We start from the raw sequence: 19,869 nt of genomic DNA on the forward strand, positions 1-19,869 counted from the left end.
TTGAGTTGCTTGACTAAAGTTCTGCAGTATTTATAGCTAAGCTGGGTTAGCCTTGAGCTTGTTGAATTTCAGCAACGGTTAAAGCAGTCATATTCACCAAACGACGTGTTGTTGCAGTTGGTGTTAAGATATGAACTGGCTTCGCAGCACCAAGCAAAATAGGACCAATCGTTACATTATTGCCTGATGTAGATTTTAACAAGTTGAATGAAATGTTTGCCGCATCAAGATTTGGCATGATCAACAAGTTTGCAGAACCTTTGAAGCGAGAATTTGGGAATGCAAAATGACGAATATTTTCGTCTAATGCCGCATCTGCATGCATTTCGCCTTCCACTTCCAACTCTGGTGCAATCTCAGTCAAGATTTCAAACACTTTACGCATTTTCTGTGCGCTTGGATCGTTTTGGTCTGAACCAAAGCTTGAATGCGACAATAAAGCAACACGTGGCGTCATACCGAAACGACGGACTTCTTCAGCAGCTAAAATTGTCATTTCAGCAAGCTGTTCAGCCGTTGGGTTAGTGTTTACATAAGTATCGGCAATGAAAATATTGCGATCTTCAAGCATCAATGCGTTTAGAGTAAAGAATGTGCTACGACCATCTTTCAGACCAATCACATTTTTAACAAAGTCTAAATGAATGTCATAACTTGCATAAGTACCACATAACATACCGTCTGCTAAACCATGACGAACCAACATTGCAGCAATCAGCGTAGAACGACGACGTGACTCACGTTGAGCATACTCAGGCGTTACGCCTTTGCGTTGCATCAAGTTGTAATAGTCATCTGCAAACTTATCGTAATCAGGGTTTTTCTCTTGATCAACGATCGTGATGTTTACACCATGTTCTAGACGTAAGCCCAATTTCTTAATGTTGGTTTCGATGACAGAAGTACGACCCACAAGAATAGGTTGTGCTAAACCTTCATCAACTGCAATTTGTACTGCACGTAATACACGAAGATCTTCACCTTCAGCATAAGCAATACGTTTAGGTGCAGTTTTTGCTTGCGCAAAAATAGGTTTCATCATCAATGCTGAGTTATAGACAAACTCAGATAAACGTTGACGATAAGCAGAGAAGTCAGCAATTGGGCGACTCGCTACACCTGAGTCCATCGCAGCTTGAGCGACAGCAGGTGCAATTTCCAAAATCAGACGTTGATCAAGTGGACGTGGAATTAAATAATCACGACCAAACGATGCAGATTTTTCACCATAAGATGCAGCATCTGCTTCAACATGTGCCATACGTGCGATTGCATGCACACAAGCAATTTTCATCTCTTCATTAATTGTTGTTGCACCCACGTCAAGCGCACCACGGAAGATATAAGGGAAGCACAGCGCATTGTTGACTTGGTTTGGATAGTCTGAACGACCTGTCGCCATAATCACATCTGGACGTACTTCATGTGCATGTTCAGGCAAAATTTCAGGATCTGGGTTGGCTAAGGCAAAGATGATAGGATCTGCTGCCATCACTTTAACCATTTCTTTGGTCAAGATACCTGCTGCTGAAAGACCTAAGAACATATCAGCATCTGCAATCACATCTGCGATTTGAGAGCCTTCAATATCTTGTACATAACGCTTTTTCGACTCATCTAAGCCTTCACGTTTTGTGGTTAATAGACCACGTGAGTCTGCCACAATGATGTTTTCTTTTTTCGCACCAATCGCGCAAAGTAAATCTAAACATGAAAGTGCCGCAGCACCAGCGCCAGAAGCGACAATTTTGATTTCATCAATTTTCTTACCGTTTAATTGCAAGGCATTGAGAAGTGCTGAACCAACAATGATAGAGGTACCGTGTTGATCATCATGGAACACAGGAATTTTCATGCGTTCACGAAGTTTTTGTTCAATATAGAAACATTCTGGTGCTTTGATGTCTTCGAGGTTGATTCCACCAAAAGTAGGTTCTAATGCTGCTACGATATCAACAATTTTATCAGGATCATTTTCAGCAATTTCGATATCGAAAACATCGACACCCGCGAATTTTTTAAATAATACGCCTTTACCTTCCATTACTGGCTTAGATGCCAATGGACCAATGTTACCCAGTCCTAAAACGGCTGTACCATTACTGACCACTGCGACCAAGTTACCACGCGCAGTATAAAGCGCAGCTTTAGAAGGGTCTTTTTCAATTTCTAAACAAGGTGCTGCGACGCCAGGAGAGTAGGCAAGTGCTAGATCATGTTGATTGACCAATTGCTTGCTTGGTGTAACGCTGATTTTTCCTGGTGTTGGAAATTCGTGATAGTAAAGGGCTTGCTGTTTTAAAGATTGATCATCCATCTGAATCTCGATTATTACATGTTCCAGCGAGGCTGGTGGTTTGACTAAATTTGATCGAATATAACATTTGTTGAACAATACCGACAGTCAAAAAGCAGTTATTTCCAACAAAGTTATAGATTTAAAGTCTAAAAAAATTAGCAAATCGTAATTAGCTTATGCTGTTCTAAATATTTTGTACTGTCTGCTGAAGAAAGTGCTTTAGAAAAATAGAATCCTTGTAAAATATAGCATCCATGTTTTTCTAAAAATAATGCCTGTTCTTTGGTTTCTACACCTTCAGCAACAAGCGTAATCCCTATGGCATTTCCCATGGCAATAATTGCATTCACAATCGCTTCGTCTTTTTCTTGACCAATTTTTGAAATAAAGGCTTTATCTATTTTTAAAATATCAAATGGATAACTGGTAAGATAGGCGAGGGAAGAATAACCTGTACCGAAATCATCTAAAGAAATTGAAATATGACGATCTTTCAGTTGTTTTAAAAGTAAATTGACTTGATCAGACTTTTCAAATAAAGAAGATTCGGTTAATTCAAGTTCAAGCATATCACCAGAAATATTATATTTTTTAAGTGCATAATCAATATCTTCAATCAACTGACCACGATAGATTTGTTGGGCAACAATATTGATGGATACTCTAAAGTGATCAAAGCCAAGAGATTGCCAATACTGAATCTGTTTGCAGGTTTCATGCAATACGATCAATCCAATATCAGAAATTAAACTGGTTTCTTCTGCGAGTGGAATAAAAATATCAGGCAAAATATAGCCCAGTGTAGGATGATGCCAACGCACTAAAGCTTCAAAACCATAAATACGTTGTGTTTTAACACAGATTTTAGGTTGATAGTGGACAGTCAACTCTTTATGTTTAATCGCTTTTCGAAGTTCGCTTTCTAAGTTTATACCTTGATTCAGTAAAGGTGTTTTCTTATCAGAATAAAAATAAACTGTATTGCCGCCTAAGCGTTTGGCTTCTCTCAAAGCAGATTCTGCGTGACCATTTAAACTATCCAGTTGCAGCCCATGTTCTGGGTACAGAGCAATCCCAATTGAAAGCGTAATGGTTTGTTCTTGTGCATTGATTTCAAATGGCTGTTTAAATGCATCTAAGATGTTTTGTGCATGCTGATGAATATTGATATTACTGTTTAAATTATATATCACAGCAAAATCATCATTGTTCAAATAGGCAATAAGCGAGGCATTGCTACAACATAATCTTAAACGATGTGCCACTCGTTTGAGTAATTCATCACCTTCTTTATGGCTCATGAACTCATTAAACAGTTTAAAACGATCAATGTTAATGCGTAAAACCGCAAAGTTTTTAAATGTACTCGAATAATGGGTTAAATAATGATGCAGGCGTTGCTTGAAATAAAAGCGATTAGGTAGATCGGTGAGGATATCGTAGTGTTCTAAATAAGAGAGTCGTTGTTCCTGCTTTTTGCGATCAGTTAAGTCCGTAATAATGCCCACATAGTTTGAAATTTTATTTTTTTCATCATAAATCGCATTAATATGTACCCAAAGCACCAACTTTTTCCCTGATGTGAAATCAATTTGTAATTCTGATTCAAATTCACCATGTTGGACTAAACTTTGGGTAATCACCGTATACATCTTTTGCGTACGTGCATTGTTGTTGAGTGTAATATCAAAGAGATGGCGACCAATCAAATCATTTTCGGTATATGCCAGAAGTTGTTCAAAATAGGGATTCACTTCTAAATAACACAAATTATAGTCTAAAATAAATACACCTTCAGCCACTTGTTCTAAAACATTCGCAGCCAGTTTTAATTTTTCTTGATCTGTTTTTTCTTTTTGAATATTGCGTTGAATACCCACCATTCTTAATGGTTTATTATTAAAGTTCTTTGAAACTACTTTACCAATATCCTGAATCCAGCACCATTGATCATCGCGCTTTACACGATAAATTGCTTCAAAACGTTCAGTCTTGCCTTTGAGATGTTGTTTAAGTAGCGTTTTATAATTTTCAATATCTTCAGGATGAATGAAATCATCTACACTGTTCTGTTTAAGATTTAATTGTCTAAATTCAGCATCACTCTTTGAGTCGGCTATTTCAAAGGTACGTTTCTCTATGTTCCAGACCCATGAATGGATTCCAGCGGTTTCATGTGCAAAGGTAAGATTGGCTTGATGATTCTCAAGACGATCATTCATTTGCTTAAAATCATATGTTCGCTCTTTAACTTTTTGTTCTAATAAATGATTATGCAGTTGCAACTCATTTTTCATGGTTTCAGTTTTGGAGATCTCATTTTTGAGTTGAAGCTGTAAACCTTTTGATTGTTCAAGTTGTTGCTGAGATTGTCTAATCAATACACGATTTTTCAGATTTAAAATTTCCGAATTCAAGTAAATTTTATGTGAGATATACGCACTGAAAAATAACAATGCGAACCAAACAATAAATACTGTGCTATACACTTCATTGGTATTTTGTGGAAATAGTAATGGAATGCTGAAAACAGGAATCGAAGACGGGACAAACAAAGCGGTGAAATAACTGAATCGTTGATTCAGAAAGTTCATCGCCATGACATAAGAAAAACTCAACAAAAAACTGGATAAAAGAAAAGAATAAAAAGGGTTAAGTGTATCGGGTAATCTGGTCAATTCTAAATTGATAATATAGATGCCAATACCAAAGAGACTGCCTAAAATTAGACTAAAAAATTGAAAAAATACATGCATATGCTTAAAAGATTTTTTTTTCTTTTGATACAGCATACAAGTTAGAAAAATACAGATCGACAGGATAAATAAAACAGTGGCAGCAAACCAAGATGTCAGTAAATCGGTATGTGTCTTAAACAAATAAAGATAAATAAAGGCATCACAAATGCACGTAAATAATACCCAAATAAAAAAAATTCGGATATTTTTAATAGTCTTTCTGATGTTCGATGAATTCACATCATATGAAAGAAGCTCTTCCTGAACATCATTCATTAGCTGTTGCACCTCTGCTATTTTTAGAATGCGTAGGTTTAAGGGGAGCAACTATTGAAAATTTGTTAATTAATAGTCTCTTTGCTACTAAAATACTGTGAAATCACCAAATTTGCAATTGCTTTGTGTGATAGAAGTCACTTTAATGGGAAATAATAATTCAAAATAGACAGGGCAACGATAGGTGCAGTCTCGGTTCTTAATACACGTTGACCAATACACCAATTTTTAAAGCCATATTGGTTCGCTGTCAAGATTTCTGCTTCACTGAGTCCACCTTCTGGACCAATCAACAGTGCAAGATTTGAGGATGCATTTGCTAGAACATCGGTTTGCTCTTTTTCAGGAGCAAGAACAAAACGAGTCTCTGGTAATTTACTTTCCAGCCAGCTTTGTAAGCTCAAAGGAGCAAGTATTTCAGGCACAATATTCATCCCACACTGTTCACAAGCAGCAATCGCAATACCTTGCCAATGATCAAGCTTTTTTTGGTCGCGGTCATATTTCAAACGCATTTCACAACGCTCAGAAGTCAGTAATTGAATTTTGGATACACCAAGTTCAACTGCTTTCTGTATGGCATAATCCATACGATCACCTTTACTCATGACTTGTCCTAGCAAAGCATTAAAAGCAGGCGTCCGATTATCGGGGTGAAATGATTGCACCGCAACAGAAGCTGACTTTTTAGCAACCTCTGTTAAGCGCACTTCATATTCTCCACCTTGTCCATTGAACAAAGTGGCTTGTTCACCGACTTGTGCACGTAATACCTTAACCCAATGATGAAATACGGTTTCAGTCAGTTCAACTGTCGTATCGACAGCCAAATCCGTTTCAATATAAAAGCGAGGCATTCAGTTTAACTCACAAGTAAGGAATTCAATTTTTTGATTTAAGCTAAGCCAAGATCAAGGATAAGTTGACGGTTCGGTTCAGTGTGGTTCATTGTATAGAAGTGCAAACTCGGTGCACCACCTGCAATGAGGCGTTCACACAGCTTAATCACAACCTCATGACCAAAGGCTTTAATGCTGGCAGAGTCATCACCATAAGTGGCAAGTTGCTTACGAATCCAGCGTGGGATTTCAGCGCCAGTACCATCAGCAAAGCGAATTAAATTACTGGCATTGGTAATTGGCATAATGCCTGGTGCAACAGGAATATCAATTCCTGCTTTTTGGATACGATCTACAAAATAGAAATAGGCATCTGGATTAAAGAAAAATTGAGTAATGGCTGCATTTGCTCCAGCATTTACTTTTTCAATAAAGTGTTGAATATCTGCATCATAGCTTTCCGCTTGAGGATGCATTTCTGGGTATGCTGCGACTTCAATTTTAAAGTGGTCACCCGTATGTTCACGAATAAAACGAACCAAATCGGTCGCATAAGGGAGTTCACCTAGCCCAACTTGACCTGATGGTAAATCACCACGTAATGCAACGATACGATCAATACCCTGTGCCTTATAAATATCTAATAATTCAGCAATGCGTGCCTTATCATCGCCAATACATGAAAGATGTGGGGCAACAGGTGTACCTTTACCATTAAAATCATTAATTGCGGCTAAAGTACGTTCACGGGTAGAACCACCAGCACCATAAGTAATCGAAAAAAACTCTGGATTGAATTGTTGCAATTCTTGATGAACGATTTTAAGTTTTTCCGCACCTGCATCGGTTTTGGTTGGGAAAAACTCAAACGAAATGGGAATACGTTTGCTCATGATTAAATCCTTTTTTATAAATGCTTTTTAATATCTTTCACTTTTACCCAATCCTCTCCCTAAAGAGAGGATATCCACTTTCAATATATAAACTTTGAAAGTGTAGGGTAGATAGGATGAAAACTTAGTATTTATAAGCTTCAGATTTAAACGGACCCTCAACTTGCACACCTAAGTAGTCTGCTTGTTCTTGAGTCAATTGTGTCAATACACCACCAAAACCAGCAACCATTGCAGCAGCAACTTCTTCATCCAGTTTTTTAGGAATTAATTCAACACGGATTTTTGCTGCTTTTTGATCTTCTGGAAGATCTGCAAATTTTTCAGCAAATAGATGCATTTGACCTAATACTTGGTTGGCAAAAGAACCATCCATTACACGAGAAGGGTGACCTGTTGCATTGCCTAAGTTAACCAAACGACCTTCAGATAAAAGGATCAAATAATCGTTTTCATTTTCTGTACGATAAACTTGGTGTACTTGTGGTTTAACTTCAACCCATTTGTAGCCACGTAAATAGTTGGTATCAATTTCAGTATCGAAGTGACCGATGTTACACACCACTGATCCTGCTTTTAACGTATCCAACATTGCTGAGTCACATACGTGGTAGTTACCCGTTGTGGTCACAATGAGATCAGTATTTTGAAGAAGATCTAAGTTAATATCTTCTTTCTTGCCTGTTTGAACACCATTTTTGTATGGAGAAACGACTTCATAACCGTCCATACATGCTTGCATTGCACAGATTGGGTCAATTTCAGTTACGCGAACAATCATGCCTTCTTGACGAAGAGATTGAGCAGAACCTTTACCCACATCACCATAACCAATTACGAGTGCACGACGTCCAGATAAAAGCATATCTGTACCACGTTTGATGGCATCATTCAGAGAATGGCGGCAACCGTATTTATTGTCATTTTTAGACTTTGTAATCGAGTCATTGACATTGATTGCTGGAACTTTCAATGTTCCATCACGGAACATTTCATGTAGACGTTGTACGCCTGTAGTTGTTTCTTCAGTGATACCATGAATTTTAGCGATGAGTTCAGGATATTTTTCATGAACAACAGCAGTTAAATCACCGCCATCATCTAAAATCATGTTGGCATCCCAAGGTTTGCCATTTACATTGATTTGCTGTTCAAGGCACCACATGTATTCTTCTTCAGTCTCACCTTTCCAAGCAAATACTGGAATACCAGAAGCAGCAATAGCCGCAGCAGCATGGTCTTGAGTCGAGAAGATGTTGCATGAAGTCCAACGTACTTCTGCCCCAAGTTCAACCAATGTTTCAATCAAAACAGCGGTTTGAATGGTCATATGGATACAACCAAGAATTTTTGCACCAGCAAGTGGTTTTGCTGCTGAGTAACGCTTACGTAAACCCATCAATGCTGGCATTTCTGCTTCAGCAAGTTTGATTTCTTTACGACCGTAATCGGCTAGGGAAATATCAGCAACTTTATAATCTGTAAATGAAGCATTAACCGCGTTCATCACGATCTCCTTTATAAATAACAAATATTGATCATTCAGTTCGCGGATGCCGTTGTTGACCAGCACGAATGTCTGACCGAATCGTCGAGCCTAGCGATTTCACATTTATGTGCCTGTGAAAAAGTCGCAGCATCCCTCGACTGGCGACTATTGTACCTAGATTTTAGTAGAGTTCAAATGTAGTTGGTTAATATTCAACTAAAAGATAGAATTAGTTTTTGGGCAAAATCTGTATGAAAAATAGTTCAGTATCAATAAAGCGATCAACATCATAATAAAGGCAAATAATGCATTCACATCAAATCAAACAATATTTAGGCGTTATATTTGTAGCTGTATTTGTGATTTTTGGCATATTTTTCTATTTTATTGCAGATGAAAATATTCACATTTTTCTCTATGTGTTCTTGTTCTATATCATTTTCTCTGTATTTCTAGGGCGCAAATTTTCTCTTTCCAAGCACAGCCATGTGCATGCTTTGGTGTTGATCTGTAGCTATTTTATTTTGCAGTGTGTTTATACCGCTTCACCACGTATACAATTTGAAGAATTTAAACTCTGGCATCCGACTTGGGAAAAAGTACAACACGTTCATATCATTGATTACTCTGCTGAACAGTATCGAATCGGGCGCAGTACCAGTTTTGCTTATATGAATGTGATCTATGAGTATCGTTATCAACAAAAGATGTATACAGTCGAACAACCTGATATTGCTCGGCAGTATTATCTGTGGGTTACAGATCAATCTGATACTTTAAAGCAATCCTCACAGCAAAAGTTTGAACATTCAATAAACAAGCATGAATTTGAGGTTTGGGTTAACCCAGCACAACCCCAAGACGCTTTTTTATTTTATTCTCAGAGGTGGTTTGATTTAAGAGGGTCGTGGCTCGCTAAAATCTTTTTTATTGCCCAGTATTTTTTTGTTTTTGCCGTGGCTATTGCCGGTTCGATGTATGTAGTGGGACGATTAAGAAAGCATTTGTCAGGTTTTAGCCAAGCACTGAATCGTCAACCCGCTTGGTTGAGATATGTGCTGATCAGTGTGATAGTTATTGTAAGTGTGATGACGTTACTTTTTCTTTGGATTGGTTTTATGGTTTTAAAAAGTCAGTATTGGGGCTGAAAAATGATAGATATCGTTAAAATTATTGATTTACATACTTTTGCACTCAAACAAGCGATTGAACAAGCCTCAATTGAACAACGTAAAAGTTTGGTCAAAGCCCTTTTTAGTTTTTATGAGAAATTACCTCATTTTTATGTTTCTATTGAAAAAAATTATCAAATTACCATCAATAAATCCCAACTATTTAATGATATTGATCATGAGCTTTTGATTCACTATCAACAAAAGATTCAGCGCTCTAATGCGGCAATTGATGAATATGTAGATGATTATGAGGAACTGGATGAAATTGAAGTGATTTGTTTAGATGCTTTTGCAATGATGGTTTCAAAACAAGATAAATCTCAAGCATTGGTGGCTTTATTAAGTGGGGTCATCGAGCTACTAGACTACTATCAAAACTTTTCAGATCAACCTAAGTATTGGAACGCCATATTAGAAAAAGAAGTCCTTTTTCAAGAACAGATCATGAATGATATTTCGACTTACATTACTTTTGATGTCGCTATTTACGCTCATCGTTATCAAAATATTGAATTTCCTGATTTGGATGGAATTTAATATTGTGATAAACAGAAATAGAATTATTCGTCAAAGTGGGTAGAACTGAGTGCTTAGATAGGGCAGATTATTTGTTTATAAACGATCCTTAATAGTTTTTTTTCATAAATAAAAAAATGATCATGTTGAACGAATCATATTAATATTGAAAGTTCGTTCTCCCAAAGGGATAAAACAAGGATGGGGAAGATTTTGAGTTAAATTATAATTTTTAAAATGCCTGATGCAAGAAACCTAATATCGATATGAGTAAAGATTAGTATTTTTAATGTAAATATGGGTTTAAAATTTATATATATTTTCTCCTATTTTATGAATATATTTTTTAACTTTTGATGTTTAAGTTTTTATAATTAATGACAAATATGCTGGTAATAAATGTATAAATTTATTTTATTGAGTGTGAGATGGTTTTATTTATAATAATTTTTTTATTTTAACTATATTGAGTGATTTTTTATAGTGGATGCTTTATTTGTCAATACAACCTAGGTCTAATATTATATTTTTTATATCCAATTAAATTGGAGCTGATTGTCTATTAAATGATCTTTATAGGTGAAATTCAATAATTATAATTTTATTGAGGCGCCAGCTTTATGGGAATCGAATGGTCAATCTGAAAATATAATTTTCCAAAAGGACGGTGATAATAATGGATATTAGTGCAACAAAAATATTGGGACAGTTGAATATACCTGTCAATCCGAAAACTCAAGCAGAATTAGAACAAAGATGGCAAGGAATAAAAGCGCTAAAAAAAACGGTTCAGACTCAAACTAAAAATGACCATGATATTTGTGTCACAAATACAGCTGGAGGCGATCATGTTAAATAAAGACCTCTTAAACCTTTCAGTTGTCGAGTTGGCTAAACGCATTCAAGATCGTAGTGTAAGTTCAGTAGATTTAACTCAACTCGTATTGCAACATGCTCAAGATTACAATGCAGAAATCAATGCATATATTTCATTTCGCGCAGATAAAGCCTTAGCAGAGGCTGCTCAAGCAGATGTAGAGATTGCGCAAGGAAACTATAAGGGCACATTCCACGGTATTCCAATGGGGATTAAGGACAATATTTATATTGGTGGTGAAGTGACCACTATGGCTTCTAAGATTCATGCCAATTTCATTTCTAGTGATGATGCAACTGTGATTTCCAAACTCAAGGCTGCGGGCGCAATCATTATCGGTAAGTTAAATATGCATGAGTATGCATGGGGCATTACCAATAACAGTCCACATTTCGGTCCGTGCCGTAATCCATGGAATCTTGATAAGATTCCTGGAGGGTCAAGCGGTGGTTCAGGTGCAGCTGTTGCTTCAGGAATGTCGACCATTACATTAGGAACTGACACAGCAGGTTCAATTCGTATCCCATCTTCAGCATGTGGTTTAGTTGGGTTAAAACCAACTCATGGTTTAGTTGCAAAGTATGGTTGTTTTCCATTGGCATGGACTTTAGATCATATTGGACCAATGGCTAAAACTGTTGCAGACGCTGCTGCTATGTTAAAAGTAATAGCAGGATTTGATGAGCGAGATCCGACCTCTAAACACGTTGAAATTCCAGATTATATTGCCTTGCTCAATAGTGATGTCAAAGGTAAAGTCATTGGTATTAACGAAGACTATTTCTTTCATCAAGTCGATGCGCCGATTGAAAAATTAGTTCGTGAACAAATTGCTCAGCTTGAGCAGCGTGGTGCTATCATTAAGAAGGTCACAATCCCAGCATTGAAAAATGCTGAATATGTAGAATTAGTGACGAGTCTGTCAGAAGCCGCTACGATTCACCATGATGATTTACAGCAGCGTCCAAATGATTTTGGCGATGATATTCGTCTATTATTTGAATTGGGTGAGTTGCCAACGGCAGTAGAATATTTACAAGCTCAACAATTAAGAAGGGAACTAAAACAACAGTTTGCCCAAGCCTTCAAAGAAATTGATGTTTTGATTGCACCAACATTACCTATTTTGCCACCTGATATAGGCAGTTCAGTTGCAAAACTTAATGGTGAGCGTGTCGATCTATTAAATCATATTATTCGTTTTACGGGTCCGAGTAATTTAACAGGTTTACCTGCCTTAACTATCCCATGTGGTTTAATTGATGGGCAACCAGTCGGATTGCAAATCATAGGTCCTGCTTTTCAAGAACCAAAGGTATTTAATATCGCCTTAGCTATTGAAGAACAGGTAAAGTTTAATTATCAACAGCCAGTTTTAGACCGCATTTAAATCTTTTAACGTTTAAGTGCTAAGACAGGATGATAGAAATATGAGTCAAGGCTTGTATTTCTATTGATTAAAATCATCATGTTGAGTTCAGTTTTTGCAATGACACCCGTATTTGCCAATGATTCAACTGGTTATGTGAGGACAGGTGGAATTGAATACCTTAAAAATAAAAATATTGCGGTGTACAGTGAAGATTTATGGATCAGTAAGAAGTTAATTAAAGAAACTCAGCATCAAGCCCATATTATTAGGCTTGATGCACTGCTTTATTTTTCAGTATCTTCAATCGTTTTGACTTTATCTGCCCAGAAGTCTGCTTTTTCATCATCAATATCAACACCTAAGCCATGCTCATAAATACAGACCAAATCACGCATGGCTTGAATTTCACCTAATTTCGCGGATTTTTCTAACAGTTCCACAGATTTGAGTAGATCTTTTTCAACCACATCACCACGACGATAAAAATTAGACAATTCTAATAATGCAGCAGGGTGTTGATGTTTTGCGGCTTGTTCTAACCAGCGATGTGCATGCTCGAAGTAGGTTTTGGATTCATCTGGATCTTCTTCTAAAATTTCTTTTGCATAATAAGTATAGCCTTCACCTAACCAGTACATGGCTTCTACATGCCCTAATTGTGCTGCTTTCAATGCCCATTCTTCGGCGAGTTGATTGTTATCTTCATCCTCACTTTGCATGTAAATTTCAGCAAGTTCAAATTGTGCAGCAGGATTTCCCATCGCAGCACGATTTAACAATTCTGAAGGGATTGAAAGTGGTTTAGACATAAAAATACCAATGTAAAGACAAAAGAGTTTTAACAAAAAAGCCAATCTAAGATTGGCTTAAGAGTATAACTGATTTTGACCAAACAATTTAGACCAGTAGGATGATACCTGTGATACAACTCACAATGAGGCAGATGATTGCTACAGTTTTTATTTTAGCGCTGTAATAGCTCAACAATGATCCTACGAATAATGCTGAAAAAGTGAGTATGCCTACCCATAGACTCAGCATACTACTCGGTTTTCCTGACATTAAGCAGATGATTAAAGAGATGAACAATAAGCCCCAACCTGATAGTGTCGCAAATAGGGTGGTTTTTTTTGCTAATTCATGACCATAAATTTGTTTTTGATGCTTTGACATAGCGCTGGCAAGTGCAATCATCGCTAAACTGGATATAGACCAAATCAATAAGAAGAAAATCATACAGCGATCTCCTTGGTTGCTGGTACATTTTTAGTTTTTTTGACTGGAAGCCCTTTATGTTTTTTGACTTTATAAAATGACAAGAAAAACAAAATTGCGATCGCCCATGTCATTAAATCAAAAGATGCAATCATCCATTGACCATTGGCAATACTGTTCCAAAGTGCTTGACCACCTGTCATAAAATTAATGAGTGGTAACAGGGCATAGGCAACTGTTGCTAGCATTAAAAGTTCTAACCAAGCCTGACGATGTGGTCGGATTGCTGCATAAATTAAAGTTGCGAGCCATGCGATAAAGAAGGCACGAATTTCCCAGTTTAGACGTGCTTCTACTTCAAAAGGAATAAAACGATTGGCATAGAAATAAGTCGCACAAGCAATCGGTAATCCAATCACTGCAGCAATATTCATGACCTCTACAAAGCGATAGCCAAAAGATTTATAACCTTGTTTTTGCTGTTGAGGTGCTCTTTTTACACACCACAAGATCAAGCCCGTAGCCACCATTAAAGTGCCAAGAACACCTGAAAAGAACAATAACCAGCGGAAAGTCAAATCTAGTCCACGTGCTTCATGTAAGACAGTCACAACGTTGTAGATACCCATTGGTACAGAAGTATTTCTGGCTTGTAGATCATCAGAGATGTTTTTCCCCGTAACACCATCAAACTTTAAAACAGGATATACACCACGTTGTATTACACTTTTTGCATAAAGTGCTCGAAGTTCAATACTTGCATTGGTGGTGTTTGGTGCAATGATCTGAATTGACGCAATTGGATTGTCTTTCCACTGGGTTTGTGCATTTGCAATAATTGGTGCTAAACCAGTGAGTGCTGCGGGCTGTCCATCTTCTTGTTGATGTTTAGCACGTCTTTCACCACGTGAACGTTGTTCATTGCCCGCAGTTTGTTGAGCTTGACCAGTTTGCCCCTGAGCTGTGTTTGCAGTTTCGTTACGATTTTCTGTTGTTCGATTACGTGTATTATTCTGTTGAACACCACCACGCATTTCCTGAAAAAACTCTTGTCGATCTTCATAAACTTGGTTGATCCCCCAAGGCATAAACATAAACATGAGCAATAACAGACCACTAAATGTGATCATGATATGAAATGGAAGTGCAAAAACCGCTGTAGCATTGTGTGCATCTAACCAAGAGCGTTGTCCTTTCCCAGAACGGAAAGTAAAGAAATCTTTAAAGATTTTTTTATGTGTAATGATGCCACTGATGATCGCAACAAACATTAACATGGTTGCTAGACCGACCAACCAGCGCGCCCAAATCCGATCTACGCCATAGAGTTCAAAGTGAAAGCGATAGAGAAAACCACCACCCCGAGTGTCTCGTGCTTCGATAACTTGACCTGTTGCACTGTCAATGGTGATGCGTTCACCACCACGGCGGGCTTGTAAATCTTCACCTTGTTTGCGGATGTTTAACTCAGTGGTGGTTTGTCTCGAATTTGGTAATTGGATGGTCCAACTGCCTGCATCGGGATAATTCTTCTGTAAATAATTTAAAGCAACTTGTGTTTGTTGTAATTGCGAAGAGCTTGGAACAGATTGGTGAGTTTCAGGTTTCATCCAAACAGAAATTTCTGACTGAAAAAAGCTCAATGTTCCTGTTAAAAAAATCGCATAGAGTAACCAACCCAAAATTAGACTTGCCCATGTATGTAGCCAAGACATCGATTGGCGTGGACCTTCAACTTTTGCATCTACACGCATGTTAGTTCCCCATCATTTTTAAAATGATCAATAAAATGATGCATGGAACAACGATCCCTAAACTGGCTTTGAAGGTTTTGTTGACCATAAATACCCAAATGAAAGCAGCACAATGAATACAGAAAGCAAGCAGGGTAGATGCCATCGCAGCTGAGGCTCGATAATCTGCAAAAGTTTTGGCGATCACCATAGCGGACAAAGAGGCAAGTAAATAGCCACCTAAAATTGCTAAAGCAAATCGATAAAAAATCATGAAGCGGTATTTTAACAGGGAGGGTGTGGATTTAGCTCGTGCAGAGACAGTCGGAGTTGAAATTGATGCACTCAGCGCATCGAGTTCAGTCTGGCTATTCATAGGCAATCAAATCAATAAAGGTTAAAAATTAAGTAAATAATAACAATTATCATTTACTTTTTAAACATAAAAGTTAAATTTCATTCAAATAAAGCAGTGGAATTATTTTAAATTTTATGAATTCATCGTATATAAACCGTTCAGACCTGTTGAAAAAAATGTGTAAATTAATCGATCTAGCGAGTTTAGCCTTGATTTGAATTTTAAAGATATCTTAGCTAACACAAACCACACAGCGTATTTTTACTTTTATTTATATCTTGTATTAATGTTAATAAAAATATGGAAATAAAAAATGTTCATACGTGCAGATGATGCAAAACAGCTGGCAGCAAACTCAAATCTCAATATTGAATTATACAAAATTCGCCTTGCTCAAATGATTGAGGAAAATGCAAAGCAGGGCAATACCGCAGTATTTACAGTTTTACCCAAGCATTTAGCTTTAGAAGATATACGAGCACTCTCCTCAGAGTTGACACAATTGGGTTATCACATTCGTTTTGAAGTCGATGAGTTTTTTTATACGTTCAATGTGTTTTGGAACTAATGATTCAATCGTAGATATATCTTGTAAATATCGACGATTGATCAAAAGCAAAGCTCTATAAAACTAAGACTGCTGGCTTTGATATTCGTTGATGACTTCAAGTGCAGCTCGAAAAGCTTCTTGAGTTGTCGGTGCGCCACAGTAAGGAAGGCTGTGTAAAAGAACTTCCTGTATTTCTTCTACGCTTGCACCATTGTTTAAAGCACCACGAATATGACCTTTAAGTTCAGTTGGACTTTTTTGTGCGACCAAAAATGCGATGGTGATCAATGAACGATATTTACGAGGCAATACACCTTCACGCTGCCAAGTTGAACCCCATGCGTGCTCATTAATCCAGTCTTGCAATGGTTCAGTAAATGACACGGTGTTGTCTTGAGCACGTTTGACAAAACTTTCACCCATCACTTCTGTACGGACTTTTAAGCCATTTTCATAATCTTGTTTTGACATCATCGTTTTTCCTGTGCTGTTGTATTTTTGACACTATACTGAAATAGTTTAATGCCCCCATTGGCAATAGGTCTAAGAAAAAGCAGTGAAAATGATTCACTGCTTTTGATAAAAGTTTATAGCATTGAGAATAGTGTATTCCCAAATATTTCTATGTTTGATGAAGATGGGGATTATCTAGTTCCAATACACGTTCCAGTTTTTCGTCAAAAATATCGGTGAGCATACTGTCATAGCGTAACGCATTGTATTCCGCCAACTTATTTGCAAGATCTTGCTGAATTGCCCCACGACTGACTGCATCAGCCAAACGTTCCTCAAATGTAAGACCTTGATATTCACCTTTAGATTCCGCCTTTTTAAAGTGATTCCACTCATTTTCTATTGTTGTCAGTAGATTAAAGGTTGCTTCCATTCGACCAAAGGCATCCTGAGGATTAACCGAATAATAGACTTGAGTTTTTAGATAATCACGGAATGGATTGTTCTGCATGATCAATTCAGCAGCTTCACTCTTTTGACGATCACTCGGTTTTTTGAGCGGTCTACCGAATGGGAAGCAAACAAACTTCACCAGACCTGAGGCGATTGGAATCGGGAAATTATCAAACAAGCCGAAAAATGCTTCTTGTGCCAGATAAAGCGTTTCATCTAAAGCAAGTTGGGCATGTAATTGTTCGGCTTCACTTCTTTGACCATGTTCATAAAATTTGAGAATCGCCGTTGCAATGAACATATGTGAATGAATATCGGCTAATCGCCCTGAAAGCATTTCTTTACGTTTAATATCTCCAGCTAAGAGCCCTAAGCACATATCTGCGGTCAGCGCAAAATCTGCACTGAAGCGATTGATGATTTTGTAATAAGGTTGAGTAAACTTGTCTGCGGAATTTGGTCGATGCTGGCTTGAACCAAACCAACCATATGTAAATGCTCGAGCAGCTCGGTTCAAGGTATAACCTAAATGCTGGTAGAGCATGGTATTAAAGGTTTCGAGAGCCACATTTTTATCCTCAGCTTGTAAAAGTTGTAGCTCTTCAAACAAATAGGGGTGACAGCGCATAGAACCTTGCCCAAAGATCATGAGGGAGCGACTTAAAATATTTGCACCCTCGACAGTAATTGAAATTGGAATAGCTTGGTACATGTTGGCAAGGAAGTTGCGTGGACCTTGTTGAATACCACGACCGCCTGTAATGTCCATACCATGATTGACCAGTTTACGCATGGTCTCAGTTGCATAGTATTTTGCCATTGCTGTCATCACAGCAGGTTTACCTCCTTGATTAAGCCCACAGGTGACTAAATAACGGAAAGCTTCAAGTTTATAAGTACCACTGACGATTTCACTGCTAACTTCTTGTACCCCTTCAAACTGACCTACCGAAAGCTTGAATTGTTGACGAATTTTTGCAAATGCACCGACAGATAAATAGGTCATTTCACTGGCTGCGGTAGATAGGGCAGGCAGTGAAATTCCACGTCCGACGGCAAGACATTCCATCAACATTCGCCAACCTTTACCTGCGTTTTCAGCACCACCAATGATCCAGTCGATTGGAATAAAAACATCTCGTCCCTCAACCGTACCATTCATAAAGGGTGAACCGCCCGGATGGTGGCGAGGTCCTACAACAACGCCTTCATGAGATGCAGGAATAAGCGCACAAGTGATGCCATATTCAGTTTTGCTTTTATCCCCCAATAGCCCTTCGGGATCATAAAGTTTAAAGGCTAAACCGACTACAGTGGCGACTGGTGCTAAGGTAATCCAGCGTTTGGAGAAATTCATCTTTAAACCGAGGGTTTGTTGTCCTTCAAAATCGCCATAACATACAACGCCTGTATCTGGAATTGCCCCAGCATCAGAACCAGCTTCTGGACTGGTCAAACCAAAGCATGGAATTTCTTCACCTTTGGCTAAGCCAGGAAGATAACGATTTTTTTGTTCGTCAGTTCCGTAGTTGAGCAATAACTCTCCAGGTCCCAATGAATTTGGCACCATACATGTCACTGCCGCAGTCAATGAGCGAGATGCAATTTTGCTCATAATTCGGCTTTGAGCAAATGAAGTGAATTCACGTCCACCATATTCTTTGGGGATGATCAGTCCAAAAAAGCCTTTTTCTTTAATGAATTGCCAAGTTTGTTCATTTAAGTCTTTATTTTGATGGATTTCCCACTCATTCAATAATTGACACAGTTGTTCAACTTCGTTATCTAAAAATGATTGCTCTTCTTTTGAAAGTGTTGGATAAGGGTAATCATTGAATTTTTCCCAATCGGGTGCACCCATAAACAATTCTTTTTCCCACCAACTGGTACCTGCATCAAGCGCTTCACGTTCAGTGGTGCTCATACTTGGCATCGCATTGGCAAGCGTATTGTAGGCAGGCTTGGTCAATACTTGCATCCGCAGAGGTTCTATGACTAACACCAGACTGATCAGAATCAGTGGAAGACCAATGATCAGAGACCATGGGCTGATCAATGCAGCTAAGATTGAAACCACTATGGTGATCACAGCCCCTATGTTTCGAGACAGCGCGAAAAAGAAAATAGCCCAAAGTGTGATAATTTGAATAAGTATCGTAATGAGTAACAGCATAAACATATTACCTCTAGAGTTTTAATATTAGTTTTGAGAAATACGAAGACCTGATGACATTAGATTTATTCTTTCATTAAAAAATAAGGTGAAAAAATAAACATATTATTTATTAATAACGATTTTTTATCTAAACATTAAGGTAAAAGTATTGTTGTTTTGTGAGTATAAGTTAATCAATCTTGGTCACGATCTTACTTAAAGTCCATATAAGTTTGATAAGCAGAGTTTATTGGGTATTTATTCTATGAATACTTTTCAATTTTTTAGCAGTCTCAGTTTTGAACTGATTGAGCGCAATCCAGCGTGGATCCTATATTTATTTTAAAAAATGAATCTGCTGATGTTATAAATTTGTGTTAATTTCCAGAATATTGATGATTTCTATTAAAAATGCTTATTTTTTGTGCAAATATTCGCTTTGATGGAATATTTGTGATGTACCATTTTTTTTCGAAAT

At 37.6% G+C, this 19,869-nt stretch carries 16 protein-coding genes and 1 pseudogene; 6 read left to right on the forward strand and 11 right to left on the reverse strand.

Annotation, left to right across the window (positions count from 1 at the left end; all coding sequences use genetic code 11):
- Positions 1-46: 46 nt before the first annotated feature.
- The 5 genes from ACINWC743_RS02255 to ahcY all read right to left on the reverse strand — a co-directional run bounded on the left by ACINWC743_RS02255 (position 47) and on the right by ahcY (position 8,552).
- Positions 47-2,317 (reverse strand): NADP-dependent malic enzyme, encoded by a 2,271-nt coding sequence (locus ACINWC743_RS02255; protein WP_009584199.1) that lies wholly within the window; start codon positions 2,315-2,317, stop codon positions 47-49.
- A gap of 137 nt (positions 2,318-2,454) precedes the next feature.
- The gene (locus ACINWC743_RS02260; RefSeq protein WP_228129097.1) at positions 2,455-4,899 is read right to left on the reverse strand and encodes an EAL domain-containing protein; all 2,445 of its coding nucleotides are present in this window, start codon (positions 4,897-4,899) and stop codon (positions 2,455-2,457) included.
- Between the two features lie 551 nt (positions 4,900-5,450).
- Positions 5,451-6,170, reverse strand: coding sequence for a 16S rRNA (uracil(1498)-N(3))-methyltransferase (locus ACINWC743_RS02265; RefSeq protein ID WP_009584191.1), 720 nt, complete (start codon positions 6,168-6,170; stop codon positions 5,451-5,453).
- Positions 6,171-6,208: 38 nt separating this feature from the next.
- Positions 6,209-7,045, reverse strand: a complete 837-nt coding sequence (gene metF, locus ACINWC743_RS02270; RefSeq protein ID WP_004829206.1) for a methylenetetrahydrofolate reductase [NAD(P)H] — start codon at positions 7,043-7,045, stop codon at positions 6,209-6,211.
- Positions 7,046-7,169: 124 nt separating this feature from the next.
- Positions 7,170-8,552, reverse strand: a complete 1,383-nt coding sequence (gene ahcY, locus ACINWC743_RS02275; protein WP_004829204.1) for an adenosylhomocysteinase — start codon at positions 8,550-8,552, stop codon at positions 7,170-7,172.
- Between the two features lie 287 nt (positions 8,553-8,839).
- Between ahcY and ACINWC743_RS02280 the strand changes: the two genes are divergently transcribed.
- From ACINWC743_RS02280 to ACINWC743_RS24675, 5 genes and pseudogenes are all read left to right on the forward strand, one after another.
- Positions 8,840-9,682 carry a hypothetical protein gene (locus ACINWC743_RS02280; protein ID WP_009584205.1) on the forward strand — a complete coding sequence of 281 codons (843 nt, stop codon included), beginning with the start codon at positions 8,840-8,842 and terminating at the stop codon, positions 9,680-9,682.
- Between the two features lie 3 nt (positions 9,683-9,685).
- Positions 9,686-10,246, forward strand: a complete 561-nt coding sequence (locus ACINWC743_RS02285) for a hypothetical protein (protein WP_009584178.1) — start codon at positions 9,686-9,688, stop codon at positions 10,244-10,246.
- Positions 10,247-10,901: 655 nt separating this feature from the next.
- The gene (locus ACINWC743_RS02290) at positions 10,902-11,084 is read left to right on the forward strand and encodes a hypothetical protein (protein ID WP_005032729.1); all 183 of its coding nucleotides are present in this window, start codon (positions 10,902-10,904) and stop codon (positions 11,082-11,084) included.
- The gene (locus tag ACINWC743_RS02295) at positions 11,074-12,492 is read left to right on the forward strand and encodes an amidase (RefSeq protein ID WP_009584132.1); all 1,419 of its coding nucleotides are present in this window, start codon (positions 11,074-11,076) and stop codon (positions 12,490-12,492) included. Before ACINWC743_RS02290 ends, ACINWC743_RS02295 begins: the two co-directional genes overlap by 11 nt.
- 78 nt (positions 12,493-12,570) lie before the next feature.
- Positions 12,571-12,714 (forward strand): annotated as a pseudogene (locus ACINWC743_RS24675) (DUF4424 family protein); the annotation flags it as partial.
- Between the two features lie 44 nt (positions 12,715-12,758).
- On the opposite strand, the gene ACINWC743_RS02300 reads toward ACINWC743_RS24675, so the two are convergent.
- The 4 genes from ACINWC743_RS02300 to ACINWC743_RS02315 all read right to left on the reverse strand — a co-directional run bounded on the left by ACINWC743_RS02300 (position 12,759) and on the right by ACINWC743_RS02315 (position 15,798).
- Entirely contained in the window at positions 12,759-13,283 is a 525-nt protein-coding gene (locus ACINWC743_RS02300) for a tetratricopeptide repeat protein (protein WP_009584163.1), read from the reverse strand.
- Between the two features lie 88 nt (positions 13,284-13,371).
- Positions 13,372-13,710 (reverse strand): DUF3325 domain-containing protein, encoded by a 339-nt coding sequence (locus tag ACINWC743_RS02305; RefSeq protein WP_004829193.1) that lies wholly within the window; start codon positions 13,708-13,710, stop codon positions 13,372-13,374.
- Positions 13,707-15,443 carry a PepSY-associated TM helix domain-containing protein gene (locus ACINWC743_RS02310; RefSeq protein ID WP_009584179.1) on the reverse strand — a complete coding sequence of 579 codons (1,737 nt, stop codon included), beginning with the start codon at positions 15,441-15,443 and terminating at the stop codon, positions 13,707-13,709. The genes ACINWC743_RS02305 and ACINWC743_RS02310 overlap by 4 nt, the downstream gene beginning before the upstream one ends.
- Before the next feature lies 1 nt (position 15,444).
- The gene (locus tag ACINWC743_RS02315) at positions 15,445-15,798 is read right to left on the reverse strand and encodes a hypothetical protein (RefSeq protein ID WP_009584123.1); all 354 of its coding nucleotides are present in this window, start codon (positions 15,796-15,798) and stop codon (positions 15,445-15,447) included.
- 295 nt (positions 15,799-16,093) lie between these two features.
- Here ACINWC743_RS02315 and ACINWC743_RS02320 point away from each other — a divergent pair, with 295 nt between their 5' ends.
- Entirely contained in the window at positions 16,094-16,348 is a 255-nt protein-coding gene (locus ACINWC743_RS02320; RefSeq protein WP_009584126.1) for a hypothetical protein, read from the forward strand.
- Between the two features lie 63 nt (positions 16,349-16,411).
- Here the strand turns inward: ACINWC743_RS02320 and ACINWC743_RS02325 are convergent, their stop codons facing one another.
- Both ACINWC743_RS02325 and ACINWC743_RS02330 read right to left on the reverse strand, forming a co-directional pair.
- The gene (locus tag ACINWC743_RS02325) at positions 16,412-16,801 is read right to left on the reverse strand and encodes a carboxymuconolactone decarboxylase family protein (protein ID WP_035300046.1); all 390 of its coding nucleotides are present in this window, start codon (positions 16,799-16,801) and stop codon (positions 16,412-16,414) included.
- A 151-nt stretch (positions 16,802-16,952) separates the two neighbouring features.
- Complete coding sequence (locus ACINWC743_RS02330; RefSeq protein ID WP_009584228.1) at positions 16,953-19,409, reverse strand: acyl-CoA dehydrogenase; 2,457 nt, start codon at positions 19,407-19,409, stop codon at positions 16,953-16,955.
- Between the last annotated feature and the right edge of the window lie 460 nt (positions 19,410-19,869).

It is taken from the genome of Acinetobacter sp. WC-743, from assembly GCF_000335555.1.
Classification (GTDB): Bacteria; Pseudomonadota; Gammaproteobacteria; order Pseudomonadales; family Moraxellaceae; genus Acinetobacter; species Acinetobacter bereziniae.

Bases quoted from the DNA above. Each gene is read 5' to 3' on its own strand.
- metF (WP_004829206.1), bottom strand. From the start codon at position 7,045: ATGAGCAAACGTATTCCCATTTCGTTTGAGTTTTTCCCAACCAAAACC.
- ACINWC743_RS02315 (WP_009584123.1), bottom strand. From the start codon at position 15,798: ATGAATAGCCAGACTGAACTCGATGCGCTGAGTGCATCAATTTCAACT.
- ACINWC743_RS02260 (WP_228129097.1), bottom strand. From the start codon at position 4,899: ATGGCGATGAACTTTCTGAATCAACGATTCAGTTATTTCACCGCTTTG.
- ACINWC743_RS02305 (WP_004829193.1), bottom strand. From the start codon at position 13,710: ATGATTTTCTTCTTATTGATTTGGTCTATATCCAGTTTAGCGATGATT.
- ACINWC743_RS02330 (WP_009584228.1), bottom strand. From the start codon at position 19,409: ATGCTGTTACTCATTACGATACTTATTCAAATTATCACACTTTGGGCT.
- ACINWC743_RS02290 (WP_005032729.1), top strand. From the start codon at position 10,902: ATGGATATTAGTGCAACAAAAATATTGGGACAGTTGAATATACCTGTC.
- ACINWC743_RS02285 (WP_009584178.1), top strand. From the start codon at position 9,686: ATGATAGATATCGTTAAAATTATTGATTTACATACTTTTGCACTCAAA.
- ACINWC743_RS02280 (WP_009584205.1), top strand. From the start codon at position 8,840: ATGCATTCACATCAAATCAAACAATATTTAGGCGTTATATTTGTAGCT.
- ACINWC743_RS02265 (WP_009584191.1), bottom strand. From the start codon at position 6,170: ATGCCTCGCTTTTATATTGAAACGGATTTGGCTGTCGATACGACAGTT.
- ACINWC743_RS02295 (WP_009584132.1), top strand. From the start codon at position 11,074: ATGTTAAATAAAGACCTCTTAAACCTTTCAGTTGTCGAGTTGGCTAAA.
- ACINWC743_RS02310 (WP_009584179.1), bottom strand. From the start codon at position 15,443: ATGCGTGTAGATGCAAAAGTTGAAGGTCCACGCCAATCGATGTCTTGG.
- ACINWC743_RS02320 (WP_009584126.1), top strand. From the start codon at position 16,094: ATGTTCATACGTGCAGATGATGCAAAACAGCTGGCAGCAAACTCAAAT.
- ACINWC743_RS02325 (WP_035300046.1), bottom strand. From the start codon at position 16,801: ATGTCAAAACAAGATTATGAAAATGGCTTAAAAGTCCGTACAGAAGTG.
- ahcY (WP_004829204.1), bottom strand. From the start codon at position 8,552: ATGAACGCGGTTAATGCTTCATTTACAGATTATAAAGTTGCTGATATT.
- ACINWC743_RS02255 (WP_009584199.1), bottom strand. From the start codon at position 2,317: ATGGATGATCAATCTTTAAAACAGCAAGCCCTTTACTATCACGAATTT.
- ACINWC743_RS02300 (WP_009584163.1), bottom strand. From the start codon at position 13,283: ATGTCTAAACCACTTTCAATCCCTTCAGAATTGTTAAATCGTGCTGCG.